This is a genomic window from Nocardia sp. NPDC050435, from assembly GCF_040655395.1.
In the GTDB taxonomy this organism is placed as follows: Bacteria; Actinomycetota; Actinomycetes; order Mycobacteriales; family Mycobacteriaceae; genus Nocardia.
Genome location: NZ_JBFAJW010000003.1, coordinates 718369 through 740763 on the forward strand (window position 1 = coordinate 718369; position 22395 = coordinate 740763).

The 22395-nt window shown below is 70.5% G+C and carries 19 protein-coding genes; 7 read left to right on the forward strand and 12 right to left on the reverse strand.

Annotated features, from left to right (window positions below; translation table 11 throughout):
* Positions 1-8 precede the first annotated feature (8 nt).
* On the forward strand, positions 9-1190 hold the full coding sequence (locus tag AB0I43_RS11920; protein ID WP_356970505.1) for a ubiquinol-cytochrome c reductase iron-sulfur subunit: 1182 nt from the start codon (positions 9-11) through the stop codon (positions 1188-1190).
* Positions 1187-2803, forward strand: a complete 1617-nt coding sequence (locus AB0I43_RS11925; RefSeq protein ID WP_357431868.1) for a ubiquinol-cytochrome c reductase cytochrome b subunit — start codon at positions 1187-1189, stop codon at positions 2801-2803. Before AB0I43_RS11920 ends, AB0I43_RS11925 begins: the two co-directional genes overlap by 4 nt.
* A gap of 63 nt (positions 2804-2866) precedes the next feature.
* On the opposite strand, the gene AB0I43_RS11930 is transcribed toward AB0I43_RS11925, so the two are convergent.
* Positions 2867-3565, reverse strand: coding sequence for a helix-turn-helix transcriptional regulator (locus tag AB0I43_RS11930; RefSeq protein ID WP_357431979.1), 699 nt, complete (start codon positions 3563-3565; stop codon positions 2867-2869).
* Positions 3566-3712: 147 nt separating this feature from the next.
* On the opposite strand from AB0I43_RS11930, the gene AB0I43_RS11935 reads away from it, so the two are divergent.
* Together AB0I43_RS11935 and AB0I43_RS11940 are read left to right on the forward strand one after the other, a co-directional pair.
* Positions 3713-4819: an MFS transporter gene (locus AB0I43_RS11935; protein ID WP_357431981.1), complete on the forward strand. Its 1107-nt coding sequence runs from the start codon at positions 3713-3715 to the stop codon at positions 4817-4819.
* Positions 4820-4843: 24 nt separating this feature from the next.
* A complete protein-coding gene (locus tag AB0I43_RS11940) occupies positions 4844-5137 on the forward strand; it encodes an alpha/beta hydrolase (protein WP_357431870.1) in 294 nt (97 codons plus the stop codon).
* A 5-nt stretch (positions 5138-5142) separates the two neighbouring features.
* Here AB0I43_RS11940 and AB0I43_RS11945 read toward each other — a convergent pair whose 3' ends face one another.
* A complete protein-coding gene (locus tag AB0I43_RS11945) occupies positions 5143-5631 on the reverse strand; it encodes a polyadenylate-specific 3'-exoribonuclease AS (RefSeq protein ID WP_356971396.1) in 489 nt (162 codons plus the stop codon).
* Positions 5632-5802: 171 nt separating this feature from the next.
* Between AB0I43_RS11945 and AB0I43_RS11950 the strand changes: the two genes are divergently transcribed.
* Positions 5803-7191 (forward strand): class II 3-deoxy-7-phosphoheptulonate synthase, encoded by a 1389-nt coding sequence (locus AB0I43_RS11950; RefSeq protein ID WP_356970499.1) that lies wholly within the window; start codon positions 5803-5805, stop codon positions 7189-7191.
* Between the two features lie 56 nt (positions 7192-7247).
* Here the strand turns inward: AB0I43_RS11950 and pknB are convergent, their stop codons facing one another.
* The gene (gene pknB / locus AB0I43_RS11955; protein ID WP_356970497.1) at positions 7248-9224 is read right to left on the reverse strand and encodes a Stk1 family PASTA domain-containing Ser/Thr kinase; all 1977 of its coding nucleotides are present in this window, start codon (positions 9222-9224) and stop codon (positions 7248-7250) included.
* 149 nt (positions 9225-9373) lie between these two features.
* Between pknB and AB0I43_RS11960 the strand changes: the two genes are divergently transcribed.
* Positions 9374-9742 carry an Rv2175c family DNA-binding protein gene (locus tag AB0I43_RS11960; RefSeq protein ID WP_356970495.1) on the forward strand — a complete coding sequence of 123 codons (369 nt, stop codon included), beginning with the start codon at positions 9374-9376 and terminating at the stop codon, positions 9740-9742.
* A 177-nt stretch (positions 9743-9919) separates the two neighbouring features.
* Here AB0I43_RS11960 and AB0I43_RS11965 read toward each other — a convergent pair whose 3' ends face one another.
* From AB0I43_RS11965 to AB0I43_RS11985, 5 genes are all read right to left on the reverse strand, one after another.
* Entirely contained in the window at positions 9920-10894 is a 975-nt protein-coding gene (locus AB0I43_RS11965) for a phytoene/squalene synthase family protein (protein WP_357431872.1), read from the reverse strand.
* Complete coding sequence (locus AB0I43_RS11970) at positions 10891-12465, reverse strand: alpha-(1->6)-mannopyranosyltransferase A (RefSeq protein WP_356971394.1); 1575 nt, start codon at positions 12463-12465, stop codon at positions 10891-10893. The genes AB0I43_RS11965 and AB0I43_RS11970 overlap by 4 nt, the downstream gene beginning before the upstream one ends.
* 196 nt (positions 12466-12661) lie before the next feature.
* Positions 12662-14239 carry a phytoene desaturase family protein gene (gene crtI / locus AB0I43_RS11975; RefSeq protein ID WP_357431874.1) on the reverse strand — a complete coding sequence of 526 codons (1578 nt, stop codon included), beginning with the start codon at positions 14237-14239 and terminating at the stop codon, positions 12662-12664.
* A gap of 69 nt (positions 14240-14308) precedes the next feature.
* Complete coding sequence (locus tag AB0I43_RS11980; RefSeq protein ID WP_356970489.1) at positions 14309-14515, reverse strand: hypothetical protein; 207 nt, start codon at positions 14513-14515, stop codon at positions 14309-14311.
* On the reverse strand, positions 14512-15558 hold the full coding sequence (locus tag AB0I43_RS11985) for a polyprenyl synthetase family protein (protein ID WP_356970487.1): 1047 nt from the start codon (positions 15556-15558) through the stop codon (positions 14512-14514). The genes AB0I43_RS11980 and AB0I43_RS11985 overlap by 4 nt, the downstream gene beginning before the upstream one ends.
* 326 nt (positions 15559-15884) lie before the next feature.
* On the opposite strand from AB0I43_RS11985, the gene AB0I43_RS11990 reads away from it, so the two are divergent.
* Entirely contained in the window at positions 15885-16886 is a 1002-nt protein-coding gene (locus tag AB0I43_RS11990; RefSeq protein ID WP_356970485.1) for a methylenetetrahydrofolate reductase, read from the forward strand.
* Positions 16887-16898: 12 nt separating this feature from the next.
* Here AB0I43_RS11990 and AB0I43_RS11995 read toward each other — a convergent pair whose 3' ends face one another.
* From AB0I43_RS11995 to AB0I43_RS12010, 4 genes are all read right to left on the reverse strand, one after another.
* A complete protein-coding gene (locus AB0I43_RS11995; RefSeq protein WP_357431875.1) occupies positions 16899-18926 on the reverse strand; it encodes a CocE/NonD family hydrolase in 2028 nt (675 codons plus the stop codon).
* Between the two features lie 131 nt (positions 18927-19057).
* Entirely contained in the window at positions 19058-20209 is a 1152-nt protein-coding gene (locus tag AB0I43_RS12000) for an LLM class flavin-dependent oxidoreductase (protein ID WP_356970481.1), read from the reverse strand.
* On the reverse strand, positions 20206-21018 hold the full coding sequence (locus tag AB0I43_RS12005; protein WP_356970478.1) for a DUF1684 domain-containing protein: 813 nt from the start codon (positions 21016-21018) through the stop codon (positions 20206-20208). The genes AB0I43_RS12000 and AB0I43_RS12005 overlap by 4 nt, the downstream gene beginning before the upstream one ends.
* Entirely contained in the window at positions 21015-22385 is a 1371-nt protein-coding gene (locus AB0I43_RS12010) for an NtaA/DmoA family FMN-dependent monooxygenase (protein ID WP_357431877.1), read from the reverse strand. Before AB0I43_RS12010 ends, AB0I43_RS12005 begins: the two co-directional genes overlap by 4 nt.
* Between the last annotated feature and the right edge of the window lie 10 nt (positions 22386-22395).

Consider the following 22395-nt stretch of genomic DNA (forward strand, 5'->3'; position numbering starts at 1 on the left):
CTAACGAGATGGGTCGGCCGGATGAGGGCCACGACAGCGTGGAGCTGTCGAAAGAGTCGGAGCTCGACGTGACTCGCGACTACACCGAGGCCGAGCTCGACGCCATGTCGCGGGACGAGCTGGTCAAGCTCGGCACCATGCGCGACGGCGTCGACGTCGCCTACCGCCGCGAGCGCTTCCCGATCCCGGGCACCCGGGCCGAGAAGCGCGCCGAGCGCGAAGTGAGCTTCTGGTTCGCGGTGTCCGCGATCTCCGCGATCGCCTTGATCGGTGTCTTCCTGTTCTGGCCCTGGGAGTTCAAGGGCAAGAACGAGGAGGGGCACACCGCCTACTCGCTGTTCACCCCGCTGGTCGGCCTTACCTTCGGTATCGCGGTGCTGGTCATCGGCGTCGCGGTCGTGCTGATCCGCAAGAAGTTCATCCCTGCCGAGCTGTCCATCCAGGACCGCCACGACGGGCCCTCGCCCGAGGTCGAGCGCCGCACCCTGGCCGCTCAGCTCGGCGACGCGCTGGACACCTCCACGCTGGCCCGCCGCAAGATGATCACCCGCACCGCGGGGGCCGGCGTCGGCATCCTCGGTGTCGGCGCGCTGATGGTGTTCGCCGGCGGCCTGATCAAGAACCCGTGGGCCAAGGGCGACAAGTCGCCGCTGTGGGTGTCGGGCTGGACACAGGACGACCCCAACAAGCCCGAGACCATCTACATCCGCCGCGACACCGGCCGCCCCGAGGACATCGTCCTGGTGCGCCCGGAGGATCTGGACGCGGGTTCCATGGAGACGGTGTTCCCGTGGAAGGAGAAGTGGCGCGGTGACGAGCACGCGACCCTGCAGTCGCTGCGCGGCATCCGCAACTCCGTCATGCTGATCCGTCTGCGCACCGAAGACGCCGAGAAGGCGATCAAGCGCAAGGGCCAGGAGAGCTTCAACTACGGCGATTACTTCGCCTACTCGAAGATCTGCACCCACCTCGGCTGCCCCACCTCGCTGTTCGAGCAGCAGACCAACCGGATCCTCTGCCCGTGCCACCAGTCGCAGTTCCTGGCGACCGAGTGGGGTAAGCCGGTCTTCGGTCCCGCCGCTCGTGCGCTGCCGCAGCTGCCGATCACCGTCAACTCCGAGGGCTACCTGGTCGCCGCCGGCGACTTCATCGAGCCGCTCGGACCGGCCTTCTGGGAGCGTCGTTCATGAGCCCTGTTGCTGCCCAAGCCAACGAGATGGACGAGCGGTATCGCGCCGCCGCGTTCGCGAAGCGGTCGATCAACAAGGTCTTCCCGACGCACTGGTCGTTCCTGCTCGGTGAGATCGCGCTGTACTGCTTCATCATCCTGCTGCTGTCGGGCGTCTACCTGACCCTGTTCTTCGATCCGTCGATGAGCGAGGTCGTGTACAACGGCGCCTACCAGCCGCTGCGCGGTGTCACCATGTCCCGGGCCTACGAGACCTCGCTGGAGATCTCCTTCGAGGTGCGCGGCGGTCTGTTCGTCCGCCAGGTGCACCACTGGGCGGCGCTGCTGTTCGCGGCGTCGATCATCGTGCACCTGTTCCGCATCTTCTTCACCGGCGCGTTCCGCAAGCCGCGTGAGGCGAACTGGGTCATCGGCTCGCTGCTGCTGATCCTGGCGATGTTCGAAGGCTTCTTCGGTTACTCGCTGCCCGACGACCTGCTCTCGGGCACCGGCCTGCGCGCCGCCTTCGGCGGTATCACCATGGGTATCCCGATCGTGGGCACCTGGATGCACTGGCTGATCTTCGGCGGCGACTTCCCGGGCACCATCATCATCCCGCGCCTGTTCATCGCGCACGTGCTGCTGCTGCCCGGCATCATCCTCGCGCTGATCGCCGCGCACGTGGCGCTGGTCTGGTACCAGAAGCACACCCAGTTCCCCGGACCGGGCCGCACCGAGAACAACGTGGTCGGCGCGCGCATCATCCCGGTGTTCGCCGCGGACCAGGGCGCGTTCTTCGCCTTCACCCTCGGTGTCATCGGCATCATGGGCGGCGTGCTGCAGATCAACCCGATCTGGAACATCGGCCCGTACAACCCATCCCAGGTGTCGGCCGGTTCACAGCCCGACTTCTACATGATGTGGACCGACGGCATGGCGCGCCTGATGCCGCCGTGGGAGCTGTATCTGGGCCGCTACACGGTTCCGGCCGTGTTCTGGGTCGCGATGATCATGGGCCTGGTGTTCACGCTGCTGATCGCCTACCCGTGGATCGAGAAGCGTCTCACCGGCGACGACGCGCCGCACAACCTGCTGCAGCGTCCGCGCGACGTGCCGGTGCGGACCGCGATCGGCGCCATGGCCATCGCGTTCTACCTGGTGCTGACCCTGTCCTGCGTCAACGACATCCTGGCGTTGAAGTTCGACATCTCGCTGAACGCGACCACCTGGGCCGGCCGCATCGGCCTGCTGGTGGTGCCGCCGGTGGCGTACTACATCGCCTACCGGTTCTGCCTGGGTCTGCAGCGCAGCGACCGCGCGGTGCTCGAGCACGGCATCGAGACCGGTGTGATCAAGCGCCTGCCGCACGGTGAGTACATCGAAATCCACCAGCCGCTGGGCCCGGTGGACGATCACGGCCACCCGCTCCCGCTGGAGTACCAGGGTGCGCACGTGCCGAAGAAGATGAACAAGCTGGGTCTGGCCGGCAAGCCCGGCACCGGTTCGTTCCTCCGCCCCGACCCGTGGCAGGAGAGCGAAGCCCACTTCGAGACCGAGGAGGCCGAGGAGCACAAGCAGCTCGCCGCCCTCGCGAAGGCCCAGCAGAAGGCCCTCGAAGGCAAGTCCGGCCACTGATTCGCCGGTAGTGACGTAAGGCCCCGAGCCGGGAACGGCTCGGGGCCTTCGTTTTTCGCCGGGTCAGGGCTGCCGGTGCGCGCGGCCCGGGGTGTGGCCGAGGGCGGCGCGGTAGACGTCGATGAACGCGCTGGGCGTGGCCCAGCCGCAGCGGTGGGCGACCGTCGTGACGGCCACGCCCTCGGCGAGCAGCCGGACGGCGTGGTGCAGGCGGAGCTGGGTGCGCCAGCGCGGGTAGGTCATGCCGAGTTCGGTGCGGAACAGTCTGGTCAGGGTGCGTTCGCCGGCACCGGATCGGTGTCCGAGTTCCGCGAGGGTCCAGGTGACGGTCAGGTCTTGTTCGACCAGGGCACAGGCTCGGCGGAGACGTTCGTCGGTGGCGGCGGGGAGCTGTAGTCGCAGCTGTGGGCTGCGGCGCAGTTGGTCGAGCAAGACCTGTTGCAGGCGTGCGTATTCCGGGCCGGGCAGCTCGGACTGTGCCGAGCAGGCGATCACCAGTTCCCGGACCAGCGCGGTGGTGGCCAGGACGGTGGGCGCGGCCCACTCGGAGGTGGCGGTGAAGCCGACCAGGTGGAATCGGGTGGGCCCGTAGAACTCGTGCTCGTGCCAGTAGCCGCCCGGGATCCAGATCGCGCGGTCCGGGGGCGCGATCCAGCGGCCGGTGTCGGTACGGACTTCCGCCGCACCGGAACTCGCGTAGACGAGCTGGTGCTCGGTGTGCCGGTGCCGGGCGATGTGCGAGCCATTGCCGAGGTGTCGCACCGCGGTCGGCGCCGGGAAAGTTTGGCGATCTTCCGACACAAGATGGCATTTTATCGGAAGTCCGCAGGGGCTCGGCTTCCTACGCTGAGCTGCGTGACATGGGTACAGGAGCAGGCCACGGTCGGCGGGCGCCCGGCGTGGCAGCGGATGCGGTACTGGGTCTCCGCGCATATCGTCAGCGATTTCTATCAGGGCCTGGTGCCCGCGAGCATTCCGTTCTTCGTGCTGGAACGGGATTACAGCTACGCCGCCGCGTCCGGTCTGGCGTTGGCGGCGACGCTGGGAAGTTCGCTGCCCCAGCCGATTCTGGGGATTCTGGTCGATCGCCGGCCGCTGCTGTGGCTCGCGCCCGCCGGACTGCTGGCCGCCGGGGCGGGCGCCGGTCTCGCGGGCTTGGCGCCGGGCTACGCGCTGGTGTGGACGCTGCTGCTGCTGTCGGGCGTGGGCGTCGCGGCGTTCCACCCGGCCGCCGGGCGGGACGCGCGCCGGGCGGCCGGCGGCAGCGCCGGGGCGATGAGTCTGTTCGCGGCGGGCGGCAGCATCGGGTTCTTCCTGGCGCCCGCACTGGTGGCCCCCGCCTTCGTCGCCTGGGGCGTCGGGGCCACCGCGCTGTTCATTCCGCCCGCGGTGCTGATGGCGTTCGTGCTGTGGCGGCATCAGCAGCGACGCACTGTGGCGACGGAGACGGCCGCGGGTGTCCCCGGACCGGATCGCTGGCCGCCGTTTCTGCTGTTGACGGCCGTGGCGGTGATCCGGTCGGTGGCGGGGATCGGGATCATCACGTTCCTCGCGCTGTACTGGATCGTCGAGTTGGGCGCCACGCCGTTCCTGGGCGGTGTCGCGTTGACGGCGTTTCTGGTGGGCGGCGTGCTGGGCACGCTGGCGGGCGGGCGGATCGCGGACCGGATCGGCATGCTGCCGACCATCCGGATCGGTTGCGCCGCGGCGATTCCCGCACTCGTGCTACTCCGGCTGGTGCCGGATCCCGGCCTGGGACTGGTGGTCGCGGTGCTGGCGGGTGCGGCGGTCAATCTCCCGTTCGCGGTGCTGGTCAAACTCGGCCAGGACTACCTGCCCGCCCGGCCCGGGACCGCGGCCGGGGTGACGCTCGGCCTCGCGGTGAGCGCCGGCGGCCTTTTCGTGCCCCTGCTCGGCGCGCTCGCCGATCGGCACGGACCGCAGGCGGTGCTCACCGTGGTGTGCGTGGTGCCCCTCGGCGCGCTGCTGGCGGCGCTGTTCCTACCCCGGCCCTGACCCGCTGCGAACTGGAGTCGACCTGTGTTCACCTATTCCGGCGACGACGGCTGCGAACTGTCCGCGACCGCCCTCGGTAGCACGGGCCCCCTCGTCGTGCTGTTGCACGGCGGCGGGCCCGACCACCGGAGCCTGCTGCCGCTGGCCCACGGGCTGGCCGACGACTATCGCGTCGCCCTGCCCGACATCCGCGGCTACGGCCGCTCGGTGTGCCGGGATCCGGCCCGCCACACCTGGACTCAGTACACCCGCGACGTGCTGGCCCTGCTCGCGCACCTCGGCGCGGAGCGCGCCTTCCTCGCCGACACCGTGGGCTGAACGGGTCAGCGGCGGCGGGCCGCCTCGATCGCCTCGAACTTCGCCAGGTTGTGCCGGGCGTCGGCCAGCGCGTCGTGCGCGTCGGGCGGGATCGCGGGCAGTTCGGGCCGCCCGTGCGCCTCCCAGTGCTGGCGCAACTCGTTGGTGTAGCGCGGCAGCGTGGTCGGCAGATCGATCATCGACCCCCACAGCTGGCACAGCGCCACATGGTCATAGGCCGACACCCACGCCCACAGTTCGGGCTGCACGGTGGAACGCGGAACCAGGAACTTGTACACGTCGTCCCGGATCTGCGCGCGGCTGCGCCACAGCGGAGACGAGGGCGGCGGCAACTGCGGCAGCACGTACTTGCGCACCCACGGCCCGGCCCGCCCGGCATCGAATTCGGTGGATACGGCGTAGTACTCGCGCCCGTCTTCGCAGACGAAGGCGATCGATACGAGATCGATCGTTTTCCCGTCCTCGATGAACTCGCAGTCATAGAAATACCTCAGCGAGATCGCCTCTCTCCTGGATCGTCCGGCTCAGCGCCCCAACCCTATGCCGGATGTGCCGGTCGTTTGCCGCAAGGCCCACCATGGTGGATATTTCCGCCACCAAGGTTGCGGCCTTTTGCTACTACCTCGGCCTATCTGCTGGCCGAGGCGGTCCGTATTCTGAATCTCGTGAACTGGACCGTCGACGTACCCATCGACCGCTTGCCGGAACTGCCGCCGCTGCCCGCCGAACTGCGCCGGCGTCTGGACGACGCGTTGGCGCGGCCCGCGCTGCAGCAGCCGTCGTGGGACCCGGAGCAGGCGGCGAAGATGCGCACCGTGCTGGAGAGCGTGCCGCCGATCTGTGTGCCCGCCGAGGTGGAGGAGCTGCGCGAGCGGCTCGCCGAGGTGGCGCGCGGTGAGGCCTTCCTGCTCCAGGGCGGCGACTGCGCGGAGACCTTCGCAGACAACACCGAACCGCACATCCGCGGCAATATCCGCACCCTGCTGCAGATGGCCGTCGTGCTCACCTACGGTGCCAGCCTGCCGGTGGTGAAGGTCGCGCGGATCGCCGGCCAGTACGCCAAGCCGCGCTCCTCCGACACCGACTCGCTCGGCCTGACCTCCTACCGCGGCGACATGGTGAACTCGCTGGTCGCCGACGAGAAGCTGCGCGTGCACGACCCCTCGCGCCTGGTCCGCGCCTACGCCAACGCCAGCGCGGCGATGAACCTGGTCCGCGCGCTCACCAGCGCCGGCATGGCCGACCTGCACAAGGTGCACGACTGGAACCGCGATTTCGTCGCGCAGTCGCCCGCCGGCGCCCGCTACGAGGCGCTGGCCGAGGAGATCGACCGCGGCCTGGCCTTCATGACGGCCTGCCGGGTGAACGACCCGAGCCTGCAGTCCGCGCGCCTCTACGCCAGCCACGAGGCGCTGGTGCTGGACTACGAGCGCGCCATGCTGCGCCTGGGCTCGAACCCGGCCACCGGCGAACCGGCCCTCTACGACCTGTCCGCGCACTTCCTGTGGATCGGCGAGCGCACCCGTCAGCTCGACGGCGCGCACATCGCGTTCGCCGAACTGCTGGCCAACCCGATCGGCCTGAAGATCGGCCCGACCACCACCCCCGACCAGGCGGTGGAGTACGTCGAGCGCCTGGACCCGAACAACGAGCCGGGCCGGTTGACGATCGTCTCGCGCATGGGCAACGGCAAGGTGCGCGACGCGCTGCCGCCGATCATCGAGAAGGTGCAGGCCACCGGGCACCAGGTGATCTGGCAGTGCGACCCGATGCACGGCAACACCCACGAGGCGTCCACCGGCTTCAAGACCCGCCACTTCGACCGCATCGTCGACGAGGTGCAGGGCTTCTTCGAGGTGCACCACGCGCTCGGCACGCATCCGGGTGGTCTGCACATCGAGCTGACCGGTGAGGACGTCACCGAATGCCTCGGCGGCGCCCAGGACATCTCCGACCTGGATCTCAACGACCGCTACGAAACGGCCTGCGACCCGCGCCTGAACACCCAGCAGTCGCTGGAGCTGGCGTTCCTCGTCGCGGAAATGCTGCGCTGACAGAAGTTTTCGACACGGAACGGGGCGCCGGATCGAATCCGCGCCCCGTTCCGCTGTCAGGGAAGTGCGGTGAGGGTGATCGTGCTGCCCGGCTCGACCCGGCTGCCCGCCCCGGGCGCCTGCCCGATCACCACGGAGGTATCGGAGTCGGTGAGCGACTGCACCTGCACCTTGAATCCGAGCGCGACCAGCTTCTGGCGCGCGTCACCGACGCTGGACCCGACGAGGAACGGGATCTTCACCGCGTCGGACACGATCAGCGTCACCGAATCGCCGGAGTTGAGCGTGGTGCCCGCGGCCGGATCGGTGCCGACGACCTGACCGGACTCGATCGCCTTGTCGAACTCGGTGCGCTGGTTCTTCACCTTGATCCCGGCCTTGCTCAGCACGCTCGTCGCCTCGTCGACGGTCTTGCCGCGCACGTCGGGCAGCTGCACCGGCGGCGCGCCGTTGCTGCGATAGACCTTGACCTGCGCGCCCATCGGCAGCACGGTGCCCACGCCGGGTTCCACCCGGGCCAGGCTGCCCTTGGGCAACTGGCTGCCCACCTCGCCCGCGTCGATGGGTTGCAGGCCCGCGTCCCGGATCCGCTGGTTGACCTTCTTGACGTCGTCACCGGGCTGCACGTCCGGGACCCGCGGCTTGCCGCTGGAGATCAGCACCGCGACGGTGGAGCCCTTGGTCACCTTGGACCCCGCGGACGGATCGGTGCCGACGACGCCGCCGACCGGAATGGTGTCGGAGGCTTTGTCCCTGGTCTCGGTGCTGAATCCGGCGTCCTGCAGCGCGGCGGTGGCCTGCTCGCTGCTCAGCCCGGCCACCGGCGGCACGGGCGAGTACCGGCCGACGCCGAGCCACCAGCCGCCGACGCCGACCAGCAGCGTCAGCACCACCACGACCGCCGCCCAGATCATCGCCGTGCGCCGCGACCGGCTCGGATCGGTCTGGTACGGCTGCCGATTCGGCGGCGCGTACTCGTGCACCTCGGTGCGGTCGTAGGCGTTGCCGGGGGCGTAGTCGTCGTAATCCGGCGCGTAATCCGGGACGCGCGGCCGGGCGGCGGTGACCACCTTGGTGTGTGCGGGCTCGGCCGCGAACTGCGGCTGCGGCGCCGGCTGCGGGGTGCGCGCCGGGCTGCCGATGTCGGCGGTGAAGCCAGCACTGAGATGCTCGGCCGACTCCTGCGGCGCGGGCACCCGGTACGGCGGCAGTTCCAGATCCCGGGCGATGACGCGCAGCGCGGCCGCCATCTCGCCGGCGTCGGCGAAGCGCTGTAAGGGGTCGCGGGCGGTGGCCCGGGCGACCAGGTCGTCGAATTCCGGCGGCACGCCCGCGATGAACTCGCTCGGGCTCGGCACGTCGTTCTCGATGCGCTGGTAGGCCACCGAGATCGAGGTGTCGCCGCTGAAGGGCACCCGACCGGTGAGCAGTTCGAAGATCAGCACGCCGAAGGAGTAGACGTCGCTGCGGGCGTCCGCGGAACCGGAGGTGACCTGCTCGGGCGACAGATACGCCGCGGTGCCCAGGATGACGCTCGCCGAGGTCGTATTGGCCGCCGCGACGGCGCGGACCAGCCCGAAATCGGCGATCTTCACATCACCGGCGTCGGAGATCAGCACGTTCTCGGGCTTGACGTCGCGGTGCACCAGCCCGGCCGCGTGCGCGACGCCGATCGCCGCCAGCACCGGCTCGGCGACCGCGCGCACCGCGTGCGGCGGCATCGGCCCGCGCTCGCGGAGGAGTTCGCGCAGCGTGCCGCCCTCGACCAGCTCCATGATGAGGAACGGGTAGTCGCCGTCCACGCCCTGGTCGTACACCGCGACCAGGGACGGATGCTTGAGCTTGGCGACCGCGCGGGCCTCGAACTCGAAACGCGAGAGGAACTGCGGGTCACCGGCGAACTTGGGATCCATCACCTTGATCGCGACCGGGCGGTCCAGCCGGGTATCCATCCCGCGGAAGACCATCGACATCCCGCCCCGTGCGATCGGCGCGTCAATCCGGTAGCGCCCCTCCAGGATCTGCCCGATCAAGTGATGTTCCTCCAAAGCAATCGTCCGCGCGGTGCGGCCCCCACGATGGTAACTGTGTTCGAGACGGTAACCCCGGCAGCCGCGACTGTTTTCCGGCCACGCCCGGGTGACTCGCGACCTGCGCGGGGACACCGTCTACCGTTGTCGGGGTGAGTGCATTTCCCTGCAGTGATGATGTTCTTCCGGTGTCCGTGACCCTGCTGCCACTGCCTGAAGTGGCCGACAAGCTCGGCATCTCGGTGACTCGAGTGCATCAGATGCTGCGCGACCATCAACTGATCGCGCTACGCCGCGACGGCATCGCCGGTGTTCCGGAGATCTTCTTCGATCCGCACGGCGGCGTCACCAAGCATCTGCCGGGCCTGATCACCGTGATGAAGGACGCAAAGTACACCGACGAGGAGATCCTGGAGTGGATCTTCACCGACGACGACAGCCTGCCCGGCAAGCCGGTCGACGCGCTGCACGGACCGCTGGCCCGCGAAGTCATCCGCCGCGCCGCCGCCGACCCCTTCTGAAACTCTGCGGCGCGGGCGCCGCTGCTCGCGTCCCTGGAAGTCTCGCCTCCGAGTAGCCGAGACTCGCGCTTGCGCGCATGCGCTGCTGAGACTCTGCGGCGCGGGCGCCGCTGCTCGCGTCCCCTGAGGTCTCGCCTCCGAGTAGCCGAGACTCGCGCTTGCGCGCATGCGCTTCGGCTACTCGGAGGCGAGACGGGACGCGAGCGAGTCGGTCGTAAGACTCCCTCCGCGTAGGCCGGGTTCTCGGCGAAAGCTGGGCGCAGGGGTGTTTTTTCGCAGGATGAAGTTGGCGGTGGCGACGTGGAGGCGGCGGTGGTGGGGGACAGTTGCGCGGGTGGTGAAGACGGCGTAGCCGGTGTGCTCGATTTCGGTGAGGATGTCTGCGTACAGGGCGCTTGCGGTGCGGATGGCGGGGCGTACGCGCGGGTCGAGCAGGTCGATGCCGGGGGCGGCGCGGCGGTAGAGGTCGCGGTTCACGGCGATCAGGTGGGCCAGTGCGCGCCGTAGGCGCGGCTCGGTGTGGCCGGTGCGGCGGCAGTGCAGCAGTAGATCGTGGTCGACGCCGAAGGCGGCGAGGTCTTCGGCGGGCAGGTAGACCCGCCCGCGGTCCAGGTCCTCGCCGACGTCGCGGAGGAAATTGGTGAGCTGGAACGCCTCGCCGAGCGCGGCGGCGGCGGGCTCGGCCGCGGCGCGCGGGACGACGGTGCCGAGCACCGGCAGCAGTTGCAGGCCGATGGCGGCGGCGGAGCCGCGCATGTAGTCGCGCAGGTCGGCCATGGTCGCGTAGCGGTCGCGATAGACCGCGGAGCCGGGGATGTCCATGCGCATGGATTCCAGGAAGGTCCAGAAATGCCGCGGCGCGATGTCGTAGCGCTCGATGGTGTCGGTCAGCGCGAGCAGCACCGGCTCGTCCGCGCCGCCCCGGTCCAGGGCCGTGCGCAACGCGTGCTCGATCCGGTCGAGTTCGGCGGCGGGCTCGGCCACGGCGTGGTCGACGAGGTCGTCCACCGTGCGCGCGAACGCGTAGAGCGCGTGCACGGCGGGCCGCCGGGACGCGGCCAGCAGCCGGGTGGCCAGGAAATAGGTGCGCCCGTGCTCGGCGGCGATCCGCCCGCAGACCCGGTAGGCGGACTCCAGCTGCGCGGAACTCATGTCCGGCGCGCGGCGGCTTCCACAGGCGGCGGGGTGGCGCGCAGGCGCAGCGGATCCACCTTGCGCAGCGACAGGGCGGCCACGACGGCGGCGAAGGTCGCGGCCGCCACGTGCCAGAAGTTGTAGAGCCCGATATTGCCGTCCGGCGTGAATACCAGCATCAGCCAGGTACACAGGCCGACCAGCACCATCAGTGTCCGGGTGGAGAGCGCGAAGCCGGCGGCCAGAGCCAGCGGCCAGGAGTAGTACCAGGGCAGCGCGGCGGGGGAGAGGATGACGATGGCGACGAACGCGATCGTGATGCCGAGGACGGCTTCGCGCTCGCTGTGCCGGAAGCGCCACCAGACCAGCACCAGCGTCAGGGCCAGCGCGAGCTCGCACATCAGGCGGGTGATGTCGAGCACCGGCGCCCGCTCCAGCGGGCTGATCAGGGCGACGATCTCGGCGATCGCGGTCGGCAGCGAGAGCCAGTTGATGATCTTGTTGGAGCCCTGCAGCGCCTGCAGCCAGCCGATGCCGACACCGGCGATCAGCGTGGCAGCCGCGAACACGGCCGCGAACGCGAGCAGGCCCAGGCCCGCGATCTTGGCGAAGACGAACGCCGGGTGCGGCATGTCGCGCGACGGTGCGGCCGCGTCGGTGTCGATGACCGCGGGATCGTCGGTTGGCTTGCCCAGGCGTTCGGCGGCGCGCTTCTCCTTTTCGTGCAGCATCCAGATCCACACCAGGAAGGGCAGCGCGATGCCCGCCGTCGCCTTGATGGCGACGCCGATGGCGACCACCATGATGCCCGCGACGTGATGACGTTCCAGCACGAGCGCGATGCCGGCGCACATCAGGCCGACCATCAGCATCTCGTTGTGCACGCCGCCGATCAGGTGGATCAGCACCAGCGGGTTGAGCACCGCCAGCCACAGCGCGACCGTCGGCTTGCCGCCGAGGTGCTTGGTCAGATACGGCACCGCCCACATCATCAGCGCCAGGCCGGGCAGCATCACCAGGCGCAATCCGATGGTGCCCGCGACGACGTTGTCGCCGGTGATGGCGGTGATGCCGCGGGCGAGCAGCAGGAAGATCGGACCGTAGGGCGCGGTGGTGGAGGTCCACACCGCGCTCACGTTGTCCAGCAGGACACCGGGATTGGCGACCGGGCCGACCGCGTACGGGTCGAAGCCGTCGCGCAGCAGCGCGCCCTGGGCCAGGTAGGAGTAGGCGTCGCGGCTGAACATGGGCACCGCGAACAACAGCGGGAAGACCCAGATGCCGACGATGGCGCGCAGTTCGTTCAGTGTCACGTCCGCGCCGACGCGGTCGCCCGTGCCGATGGTGGTCCGCCCCAGGCGAACCCACGCGGTGATCATGAGCAGCACGCCGATCCAGACCACCATGCTCGACAGCACCAGGCCGTGGCCGAAACGTAGCCAGGACAGGTGCCAGGACTCCAGCAGCGGGTCCACCTTGCGGACACTGCCGGCGCCGAAGCCGCCGAAGGTGATCATGACGGCGCCGACGAAACCCATCAGCGCCGCGTGCCCTTCGGGGCTGCGGATGAAATCGGCGTAGGTCTGCATCCGCGACCGCAGGGGTTGCGGGGCCGCCGCGGGTTCGCCGGCGGCGGAGCCGGCCGACCCTTTCGCGCGGCCCGGCAAATGATCGCTGACGGCCGCATTGTCGGTGGTGACGCGCATGTCCGGGGATGGCATGTGGTCTCGGTCCCCCCGGCAAGGTCGGCGGTCGCAACCGCGAGCGAATAGGTCGGCGATCAGTTTAATGCTTCGTGGCGAACCCTAGCGCCATGGTAGGCGCGGTTTCTTCCGATCTCGGCGCCGACAGCCCGGTAATCCGGGTTGCCGCCAGTTTTCCGGACAGCAGGACAGTGGGCACGCCGACACCCGGCGTGGTGCCGCAACCTGCGATAACCACGTTGTCGCTGGAGCGCGGGAGGTTGCGCGGGCGGAACGGACCGGTCTGCCGGAAAACGTGCGCGGCGGAGAACGGGCTGCCCGCCAGCATCCCCCGGGCGCGCCAGGTGCGCGGGGTGTCGAGGTGATCGACGGTGAAGTGCTCGGCGATGCCGGTGTAGCCGCGCCGCTCCAGCGTGTCCAGGAGTTCGCGCAGGTAGGACGGCCCGAGGTGGTCCCAATCCAGCGGCGCCGCCGTGAGATTGGGGCACGGCGCGAGCAGTGAGAACGGTTCGTGCCGTCCGTCCGGGCGGTCGATGTACAGGCCCGGGTCGGTGAGCGCGGGCCGGGTGAGCAGCAGTGACGGATCGCTCATCAGGCGCCCGCGGCCGCGCCGCGCGGCGATCTCGGCGAAGGTCTGTGTCCAGGCCGCGCCGAAATCGATGGTGTGGTGCGCCTGCACCGGCCAGCCCGCGGCGATCGCGGCCGGGACCGTGCCGTGCGCTACCACCGCGGATGGGGCGGCCCGCAGCCACCGGCGGCGGGGGACGCCGAAACGGTCGATCGATCCGAGGTCCGCGGTGAGCACGACGGCGTCGCACTCGACCGCCCGGCCGTCGGCGGTGCAGACCCGCCGGGCCCGGCCGCCTTCGTAATCGATGCCGACCACCTCGGTGTCCAGCGCCAGCGTGCCGCCGGCGCCGGTGAACGCCTCGGCCAGGGCCGCCGCGACGGCGCGCATGCCGCCCTCGGGGAAGTACACCCCGAGCGAGGTGTCCATGTGCGGGATCGCGCCGTAGACGGCCAGTGCCTCGGCGGGCGGTAGACCGGCGTAGAGCGCCTGGAAGGTGAACAGCCGCGCCAGCCGCTGATCGCGCAGGAGGCGCCCGACCCGGGCGCCCAGCCGGCCGAAACCGCCGAGCCGCACCAATTCCAGCAGCGCGGCGCGCTTTTCCGGCCGGCGCACCATGTCCAGCGGCGAGTCGAAGTTGGTGTCCATGAACTCGGTGAACTCGGCCGCGTAGACCCGCGCCAGCCAGTCCCGCAGCCGCCGGTAGCGGCGCGCCTCGACCGGCCCGCAGACCCGGGCGACCTCCTCGGCCATGGTGTCGGCGTCGGCGAAGACCCGGATGTCGGCGCCGTCGGCGAAGCGCGCGTGGTAGCTCGGCGCCAGTTCGCGGATGCGCAGCCCGCAGGACTCCGGCGTCCGCCCGACCGCGGCGAGCGCGTCGGTCACCAGCTCGGGCAGTGTCAGAACCGTTGCGCCGGAATCGATCTCGTAGTCGGGTCCGCGATAGACGCCGACCCGCCCGCCGACGTGGTCGGCGCGTTCCAGCACGGTGACGGTGCGCCCGGCGGCGGTCAGGTACAGCGCCGCGGCGAGCCCGGACAACCCGGCTCCCACCACCACGACCCGATCGGTCGGGCCCGGGACGGTCTTCATGATCGATCTCCTCAGCGCACGCCGAATCCTCCGACCACCGCTGGTGGCCGGAGGATGTGGACTACAGGGTTATTCGCCGGTCTGCTCGTCGGCGGTAGCCGTGGCGGCGCAGGCCTTCGGTAGTCGGATGGCACGACGGGTGGGCAGCGCCGCGCCCATCATGATCCGGCGCTCGGTGAGCACGAAGCTCTTACCGCGGCGCTTGCCCGCGGTACGCGGAGCCGGGCCCGCGCCGACGGTGATCACTCGATCGGCTGGTCCCACAACGGCTTTCATGCGGTCCTCCTGGTTGCGGCGAGTGCCATCGCACGCAATGACTGTTTGGCGGGTGTGGTGGCGGTTGAGGTTTCGATCGCGGCGAGGCCGCGTTCGGTCAGATCGGCGATGCGGCTTTCCACATCGTCGACGGCGCCGAGCTCGGTGAGCACGGCGCGCAGGCGTTCCACGGCCTCGGCGCTGAGGTCGGTGCCGAGGCTGTCGCGCAGCAGGCGCGCGGCGGCCGGATCGGTGGCGTCGGCGCGGCGCAGCGCCTCGGCGAGCAGCACGGTGCGCTTGCCCTCGCGCAGGTCGTCGCCGGAGGGCTTGCCGGTGACGGCCGGGTCGCCGAAGACCCCGAGCAGGTCGTCGCGCAGCTGGAAGGCGATGCCGATGTCGGTGCCGAACTCGCGGTAGGCCTTGAACAGCCCGGCGTCGGCGTCGGCGATGGCCGCGCCCAGGTGCAGCGGGCGCTCCACGGTGTAGGCGGCGGTCTTGTACCGGTTGATGCGCAGCGCGGCCTCGACGGACTCGTCGCCGCCGGCTTCGCCGTTGATGTCGAGCAGTTGCCCGCCCAGCACCTCGGTGCGCATCAGGCCCCAGATCGGGGCGAAGCGCGAGATCGCGGCGTCGTCCAGGCCCGAGGCGTGCACCATGTCGTCGGCCCAGGCCAGCGCCAGATCGCCGATCAGGATGGCGACGCTGGTGCCGAAGTGCGCGGAGTCACCGGCCCAGCCGCGTTCGCGGTGGCGCTGTTCGAAGTCGACGTGCACGGTCGGGAACCGGCGCCGGGTGCGGGAGGAATCGATGATGTCGTCGTGCACGAGCGCGCAGGCCTGCACGAGTTCGAGTGCGGCACAGGCGCTCAGCACCGCGGCCGCCTCGGAGCCCTCGGGATCGCCGCCCGCGCCGAGCCAGCCGGTCCAGGCGAAGGCCGGGCGCGTGCGCTTGCCGCCGCGCAGCACGAAAAGCTCCAGGGCTTCGGCGGCTTCGACGAACACCGGACCCAGCGGATCGACGGTGGTGCGCTTGGCGGCGAAGAACTCGGTCAGCGCGCTTTCCACGGCGGTGACGAAACCCGGCCCACTCGGGAACGGAGTAGCGGAGGCCGCCCCGGTGGTCGCCGACGACTGGGTTTCGGTCGGGGTACCTGGTCCGGCGGACAGGGCATCCTCCAAGGTGGATCACGGGCCGCACCGTGGCGGGCGCGGCGGAAAGTCGGTGGTGGCGGGCTCGGGGCCGAGGCGGGATATCGGCCAGGTCACCGCGAGGGTACTGCCCAGTAAAAGGATACGCGTGCCCGCTGTGACCGCCGTCGCCCGGGTCAACCCTTTTTCCCGCGATGTGGGAGGAAATAGGCCGAACGTGCAGGTCCCCCTACACTGGACCAGTGACTTTCGATGACTCGCGGGGACGCTCGACCCCTGGCCGACCGTCCCGGACGCCACCGATCGTCTCTGGAACCCCCTCGGTCGTGCAGAGCTTGCGGGCGCCCGGCGCCCGGGCCGTGCCGTTCTCGGTGGAGTTCAATCCGCCCCGGGACGCGGCGGCCGAAGCACGCCTGTGGCGGGCCGTGCGCGAGTTCGAGTGCATGCACCCGGCCTTCGTGTCGATGACCTACGGCGCGGGCGGTTCCACCCGGGACCGGACCGTGCGGGTGACCGGCCAGCTGGCGCAGGAGACGATCCTGCTGCCGGTGGCGCACCTGACCGCGGTCGGGCACAGCCTCGCCGAATTGCGGTCGCTGGTCGGCGCTTACGCCGATTCGGGGATCAAGAACATCCTGGTGCTGCGCGGCGACCCGCCGGGCGATCCGCTGGGCAAGTGGGAAAAACACCCACACGGTGTGGAGTACGCCGAGGAACTGGTGCGCATCGTGCGCGACCTGGGTGATTTCCACGTCGGCGTCGCCTCGTTCCCGCAGGGCCATCACCGGTCCCCGGACCTGGATCACGACACCGAGTTCCTGGCCGCGAAACTGCGTGCGGGCGCGGAGTATTCGATCACCCAGATGTTCTTCGACGTCGAGCACTACCTGCGGTTGCGCGATCGGCTGGCCGCCTTCGATCCGGTCGAGGCGGAGAAGCCGATCATTCCCGAGCTGATGCCGATCACCTCGCTGCGCACGGTCGAGCGCGCGGAAGAGCTGTGCGGCCGCCCGCTGCCGGGCCGGGTGCTGGAGCGCCTGCGCGCCGCCGCCGGGGACGGACCGGAGGAGAACCGGGCCGCCGTGCGCGCGGCCGGCATCGAGATCGCCACCGAGATGGCCCAGCGCCTGATCGAGGAGGGCGCGCCGTGCCTGCACTTCATCACGCTGAACTTCGCGAAGGCGACCAGCGAGGTGCTCACCAATCTGGGTTACGGCGTGACCGCGGCGCCGCTCAGCGCCTGAGGCCACGCCCTTTCACCAACCCGGATTTCCGGCGAGCGGCACGTTGACGTAGCTCGGCGCGGCCGGATCCAGCCACAGGTGTTGCGGTTTCAGTTCCGTGGCGTCCAGGAACGGCCGGATCGGCAGCCCCTTCGGGTAGTTGCTCGCGAACACGTCCACCCGCAGCCGGTGCCCCGGTTTCAGCACGGCGTCGGTCGGCGCGAGCCCGAGGTCGAGCTGGGTGGCCTGGCCGGGCACGGTGGGCAGGCGCTGGTGGATCGACATGATCGGGTAGGGGTCGGTGTAGTCGCCGTTGGCCGCGCGGGCGCTGCGGCTCTCGTCCAGCGCGCGCAGCGAGGCGACCAGCTGCCCGGTGCTCAGTGTGGTGGAGCGCCCGTCGGGGGCGACGTCGTTGACGGTCACCGTCCAGTACCCGTCGGCGGCGTCGTGCATCGTGTTCAGGTGCACCGCGATCGGGCCGGACAGGGTGGTCGTGTCGGCGACCGGCGGGCTGGTGAAGGTGAGTCCCTGAAGTTCCTGCACCCGGGCGTCCTTGCCGCAGCCGGTGAACACCAGGATGCCCGCGGTGCCCTGCGCGGCGTCGGCGGAGCACAGGCTGGCCAGGCCCGGCGCGACGGTCAGCCGCCGGGACTCGCCGGGCGCGGCGGGGCCCAGGCTGCCGTCGTGGGCGCTGGTGGCCGTGGTTCCGCTCGGGGCCGCCGAGAGGTACAGGCGCTGGTGGGTGTGCCCGGGGCGCGGGAATTCCGGGGCGGTCGTCCAGCCGCCGCCTTGCTGCCACAGGGTGACCGGGCCGTAGCGATCGATGCCGTTGTCGATGTCCTTGAGCCAGCGGTCGAACCAGGCGCGCTGCAGGACGTCGATGCGGGGCGGTTCGCCGTCGCGGCCGCGCATGTCGAAGCCGGCGCTGACGTGGTAGCTGTTGCCCATGATCAGCTGTTTCTGTCCGGGCGGCAGCGGGATGTCGCGGTAGATGCGCGGTTCGCCGTTGGCGAAGTTGTCGTGCCAGCCGCCGATCACCAAGGTGCGCGCGGTGATCCGGTCCGGATGCCCGAGCCAGGCCTGCCGGATCGCGCTGGCGGGGTCGAGCACGGTCTCCAGTTCCGGCGGCACCGTGTCGAAGGAGCTGGTGGCCAGGGTGGCGATCGCGATGTCCAGGAACGACATCGGGTCGCGCAGTCGGTCGGCCAGCCACTGGGTGTCGAAGCGACCGAGGGCCAGGGAGACCAGATCGGGGGTGAGCTTGAGCAGGTTCACCGCGAGCAGGTACGGCGCGAGGATGCCGATGGCGCCGCCGCCCGGGGCGATCATGTCCTGCTCCAGGTCGTTGCCGGGCACGAGGGGCACGATCGCCTGCAGGGCGGGTGGTTGCTTGGCGGCGGCCTGGACCTGGTTGATGCCGGAGTAGGAGGCGCCGGTCATGCCGACGCGGCCGTTCGACCAGGGCTGCGCGGCCGCCCAGGCGATCACCTCCGGGGTGTCGGCCTGGTCTTTCGGGCCCCACGGCTCCCAGCTGCCCTGGGAGAACCCGGTGCCGCGCACGTCGACGACGAGCTGGGCGTAGCCGCTGCGGATCAGGTCCGGGTCCACCGCGAAGGCTTGCCCGAAACCGCCGCCGAGCGTGCGGGTCTGGTCGGTGAGGCCCTCCAGCGGCGTGCCGTTCAGGCTGAAATCGCGCAGCACGCCGCTCACGGCGTCGGAGAGCACCGGGATCGACAGCGCGGTCTGGGCGATCATCGACATCAGCTTGGTGTAGGGCGTGAGGTTGACGATCGTCGGCAGCGGGGCGCTGACGGGCCCGTTGGCGTCGGCGGGCCGGTACAGGTTGGCTTTGAGGACGGTGCCGTCGCTCATCGTGATCGGCAGGTCCCAGTCGATGTGGATCGACGGGTACTGCTGCGGACCGTCATGCAGCGCGGCCCAGTGCGGTTCGCCCGCGGGCACGGCCGGTGCCGGGGGAGCCGTGGCCAGTGTGGCGGTCACCAGGGCGGCGAGCCCGGCGATGAACCAGCGCGCGCGGCGGCGCGGGGGAGATGTCGTCACAGGCCGAACATTACATGCAGTTGTGTATGTTCTTTAGCGAAACGGCCTCGTGCACAAGACCTATTGGTCGAGTGCACGAGCCGTTACCGCGGGAAAGATGCAGACGCAGTGGAATGCAAATGCCCGGTTCGTCAGGCGGCGCGGACGGCCCGAGCGCTCCACGCCTCGGCCAGCAGCCGGTGCGATTCCAGCCGATCGGCGTGATCGTGCGCGACGCTGGTGATCAGCAGTTCGTCCGCGCCGCTCACCCGTTGCAGGGCGGCCAGGCGCTCGGTCACCGTCGCGGGCGAGCCGACGAACTGCGTGCCCGTGCGATCGGCCACCAGCCGCTGCTGATCGGCGGTCAGCGGGGCGGTGTGCGCCGGATCGGGGTATTCCGGCGCGCCCGCGCCGGAGCGGATCCCGTACACCCAGTGGCCATAGGTGGCCGCGAGTCGCTGTGCGGCCGCGTCGGTTTCGGCCACCAGCACGTCCGCGGAGACCACCACGTAGGGCTCGGCCAGGCGCACCGAGGGGCGGAACGCCGCGCGGTAGGCGTCGACCGCGTCCAGCGCCGTGCCGGGCGCGACGTGATAGGCCGCCGCGAACGGCAGGCCCAGCCGGCCCGCGAGTTCCGCGCTGACGCCCCCGGAACTGCCGAACAGCCACAGGTCGACCTGTGCGCCCGTGCCCGGAACCGCTTGCAGCGCAACACCCTCCGGCGTGGTGTAGGTCCCGGCCAGCAGAGCGCGGAGGTCGTCGATCTGCTGGGTGAACTCCTGCGGCTGGGCGCCCTCCTGGTGCAGCGCGCGCAGTCCGGCCAGGAATTTGGTCCGATCGGTGACCCGGCCCGGGTCGAACGGCGGCGGGATCACCACCCCGTCCCGCACCTGGGTGCGCCCGGTGGCGGCGTCGAGCACGGGGCGCGCGCCCCGGGGGCGGGCCGGCTCCGCGCCGAACTGGGTCTTGCGGTGCCCGGACCGGCCGACGCCGAGGTCGAGCCGTCCCGGATGCAGCGCGTCGATGGTGCCGAACGCCTCCACGATCGAGACCGAGGTGTGATGGCCCAGCTGCACCGCCGCCGAGCCCACCCGGATCCGGGTGGTGGCCGCGGCGACCTGCCCGATCAGCGTGATCGAGGACGAGCTCGCGACCGCGACGAAGTGATGCTCGGCCAGCCAGAACCGGTGATAGCCCCACTGTTCGGCGCGCTGGGCCAGATCGATGGTGTTGCGCAGCGCCTGCCGCGCGCTGGACCCGGCGCTGATCGGCGCGAGATCGAGGACGGACAGCGGCACGCTCATGCGTGATCACCCCGGCCCGATCCGGGGTGCTGCTCGCCGGCCTCGATGGCGACCCGCAGGCGGTTCTCCGCGGGCGCGATCGGGCAGGTCGCGAAATCGGTGAAGGCGCAGGGCAGATTCGCCGACCGGTTGAAGTCCAGGCGCACGGTGCCGTCGGGGTCGGCGGCGCCGATCGCCAGCGAACGGGCTGCGGGGTAGGTGGTGACGCCGCTGGTCGCGTCCGTGAACAGCAGGCGCAGGTCGTCGCCGTGGCCGAAGGCCACCACCCGCTCGGTCACCTCGCCGATCGCGAATTCGATGGTGCCCGTGGCGGTGTGGTGGTGCTCCAGGCCCTCGACGACTGCGCCGGTGGTCAGGGTGCGCGGCGTGTCGAACGGGCGGTAGCGTCCGTGGACGAGCCAGCGCGGGTCCGGCGCGTAGGCGGGGATGCCGTCGAAGGTGACGAGAGCCGGGGCCGCCGGGTCGTGCACGCGCACGGCGTGCCGGCCGGTGCGGCGGATCACCTCCAGGATCCGGTCGCCGTGGCGCACCTCGATTCCCGGCGCGCCTTCGGCCGGGGTCAGGATCTGCACGCCCGCGATGCGGACACCGTCGAAGTCGAGCCGATCGCCGGGCTGGGCGGTGATGAAGACCTTGTCGTCGGTCACCCACCAGGTGCCGGGGACGTCGTCGAGGCGTTCGGGTCGGTCGGTCAGCCAGTGCAGGCCGGTCAGGCTCAGGAAGCCCAGCGGGTCGCGCAGCTGGTCCTCCCGGGCGTGATGCCACAGGGCCCAGGCGGTGTCGAATTCGGTGGCGGTGCTGGTGGTCATGACGCGCGAGCTCCTTCGTGAACGGTGTGCCGGGAGAGATAGGGATGGCGCAGGCCGAGATGCTCGCGCAGGGTCGAGCCGGTGTACTCGGTGCGGAAGCTGCCGCGTTCCTGCAGCTCCGGGACGACGCGGTCGACGAATTCGTCGAGCCCGCCGGGGGTGAGATGGGGGACCAGGATGAAGCCGTCGGCGGCGTCGGCCTGGACGTACTCGTCGATCCGCGCGGCGACCTGCGCGGGCGTACCCACGAACTGCTGGCGCGCGGTGACCTCGATGATCAGCTCCCGGATGCTCAGCCGCTCGGCCTCGGCCTTGGCGCGCCAGGCCGCGGCCACCGCGCGCGGATCCTTGGCGTGCCGGACCCGGCCGCGCGTGATCTCCACGTTGTCGGCCGGTTCGACCTCGGGCAGCGGGCCGTCCGGGTCGTAGGTGGAAAGGTCACGCCCCCAGACCTGTTCGAGGAAGGCGATCGCGGTCTGCGGCCCGACCTGCTGCAACCGGATGTGCCGGGCGCGTTCCTGCGCGTCGGCCTCGGTGTCGCCGAGTACGAAGGTGGCGGCGGGCAGGATCTTCAAATCCTCGGGCCCGCGCCCGTATTTCGCGAGCCGGCCCTTCATGTCGGCGTAGAACTCCCGGCCCGCCTCCAGCGTGCCGTGGCCGGTGAAGATGGCGTCGGCCGTGGCGGCGCCGAACTCGCGGCCCTCGTCGGAATCACCGGCCTGCAACTGCACCGGGTAGCCCTGCGGGCTCGGCGGCAGCACGAAGGTCGCGTCGATCTCGAATTGTGAACTGCGAATCCGGGTTTCGGCCACGTCGTGGGCGAAGATCCCGGCCTCGCGGTCCACCACCAGGGCCCCGTCCGGCCAGCTGTCCCACAGCGCCCGGCTCGCCTCGACCACCTCGGCCGCGCGCTGATAGCGGCGGCTGTGCTCGAGATAGCCGCCGCGCCGGAAGTTCTCGCCGGTGAAGGCGTCGGAGGAGGTGACGGCGTTCCAGGCCGCCCGGCCGCCGGAGAGGTGATCCAGCGAGGCGAACTGCTTGGCCAGCTCGAACGGTTCGTTGAAGGTGGTGTTGATGGTGCCCGCCAGGCCGAGGTGGCGGGTGACTCCGGCGAGCGCGTTCAGCACCGTGAAGGTGTCCGGGCGGCCCACCACGTCCAGGTCGTGGATGCGGTCGCGGTGCTCGCGCAGGCGCAGGCCCTCGGCCAGGAAGAAGAAGTCGAACAGGCCGCGCTCGGCGGTGCGGGCCAGGTGCACGAACGAATCGATCTCGATCTGGCTCCTGGAATCCGGGTCGGCCCAGACGGTGGTGTTGTTGACGCCGGGGAAGTGTGCGGCGAGGTGGACTTGCTTGCGTGACTCGGTCATGGACGGTCCT

What these genes read in the sequence shown, in the direction of transcription:
- AB0I43_RS12010 (WP_357431877.1), bottom strand. Translation starts at nt 22,385, where the DNA reads ATGACCGAGTCACGCAAGCAAGTCCACCTCGCCGCACACTTCCCCGGC.
- AB0I43_RS11935 (WP_357431981.1), top strand. Translation starts at nt 3,713, where the DNA reads ATGCGGTACTGGGTCTCCGCGCATATCGTCAGCGATTTCTATCAGGGC.
- AB0I43_RS11980 (WP_356970489.1), bottom strand. Translation starts at nt 14,515, where the DNA reads ATGAAAGCCGTTGTGGGACCAGCCGATCGAGTGATCACCGTCGGCGCG.
- AB0I43_RS11920 (WP_356970505.1), top strand. Translation starts at nt 9, where the DNA reads ATGGGTCGGCCGGATGAGGGCCACGACAGCGTGGAGCTGTCGAAAGAG.
- AB0I43_RS12000 (WP_356970481.1), bottom strand. Translation starts at nt 20,209, where the DNA reads ATGAGCGTGCCGCTGTCCGTCCTCGATCTCGCGCCGATCAGCGCCGGG.
- AB0I43_RS11965 (WP_357431872.1), bottom strand. Translation starts at nt 10,894, where the DNA reads ATGAGTTCCGCGCAGCTGGAGTCCGCCTACCGGGTCTGCGGGCGGATC.
- AB0I43_RS12005 (WP_356970478.1), bottom strand. Translation starts at nt 21,018, where the DNA reads ATGACCACCAGCACCGCCACCGAATTCGACACCGCCTGGGCCCTGTGG.
- crtI (WP_357431874.1), bottom strand. Translation starts at nt 14,239, where the DNA reads ATGAAGACCGTCCCGGGCCCGACCGATCGGGTCGTGGTGGTGGGAGCC.
- AB0I43_RS11970 (WP_356971394.1), bottom strand. Translation starts at nt 12,465, where the DNA reads ATGCAGACCTACGCCGATTTCATCCGCAGCCCCGAAGGGCACGCGGCG.
- AB0I43_RS11925 (WP_357431868.1), top strand. Translation starts at nt 1,187, where the DNA reads ATGAGCCCTGTTGCTGCCCAAGCCAACGAGATGGACGAGCGGTATCGC.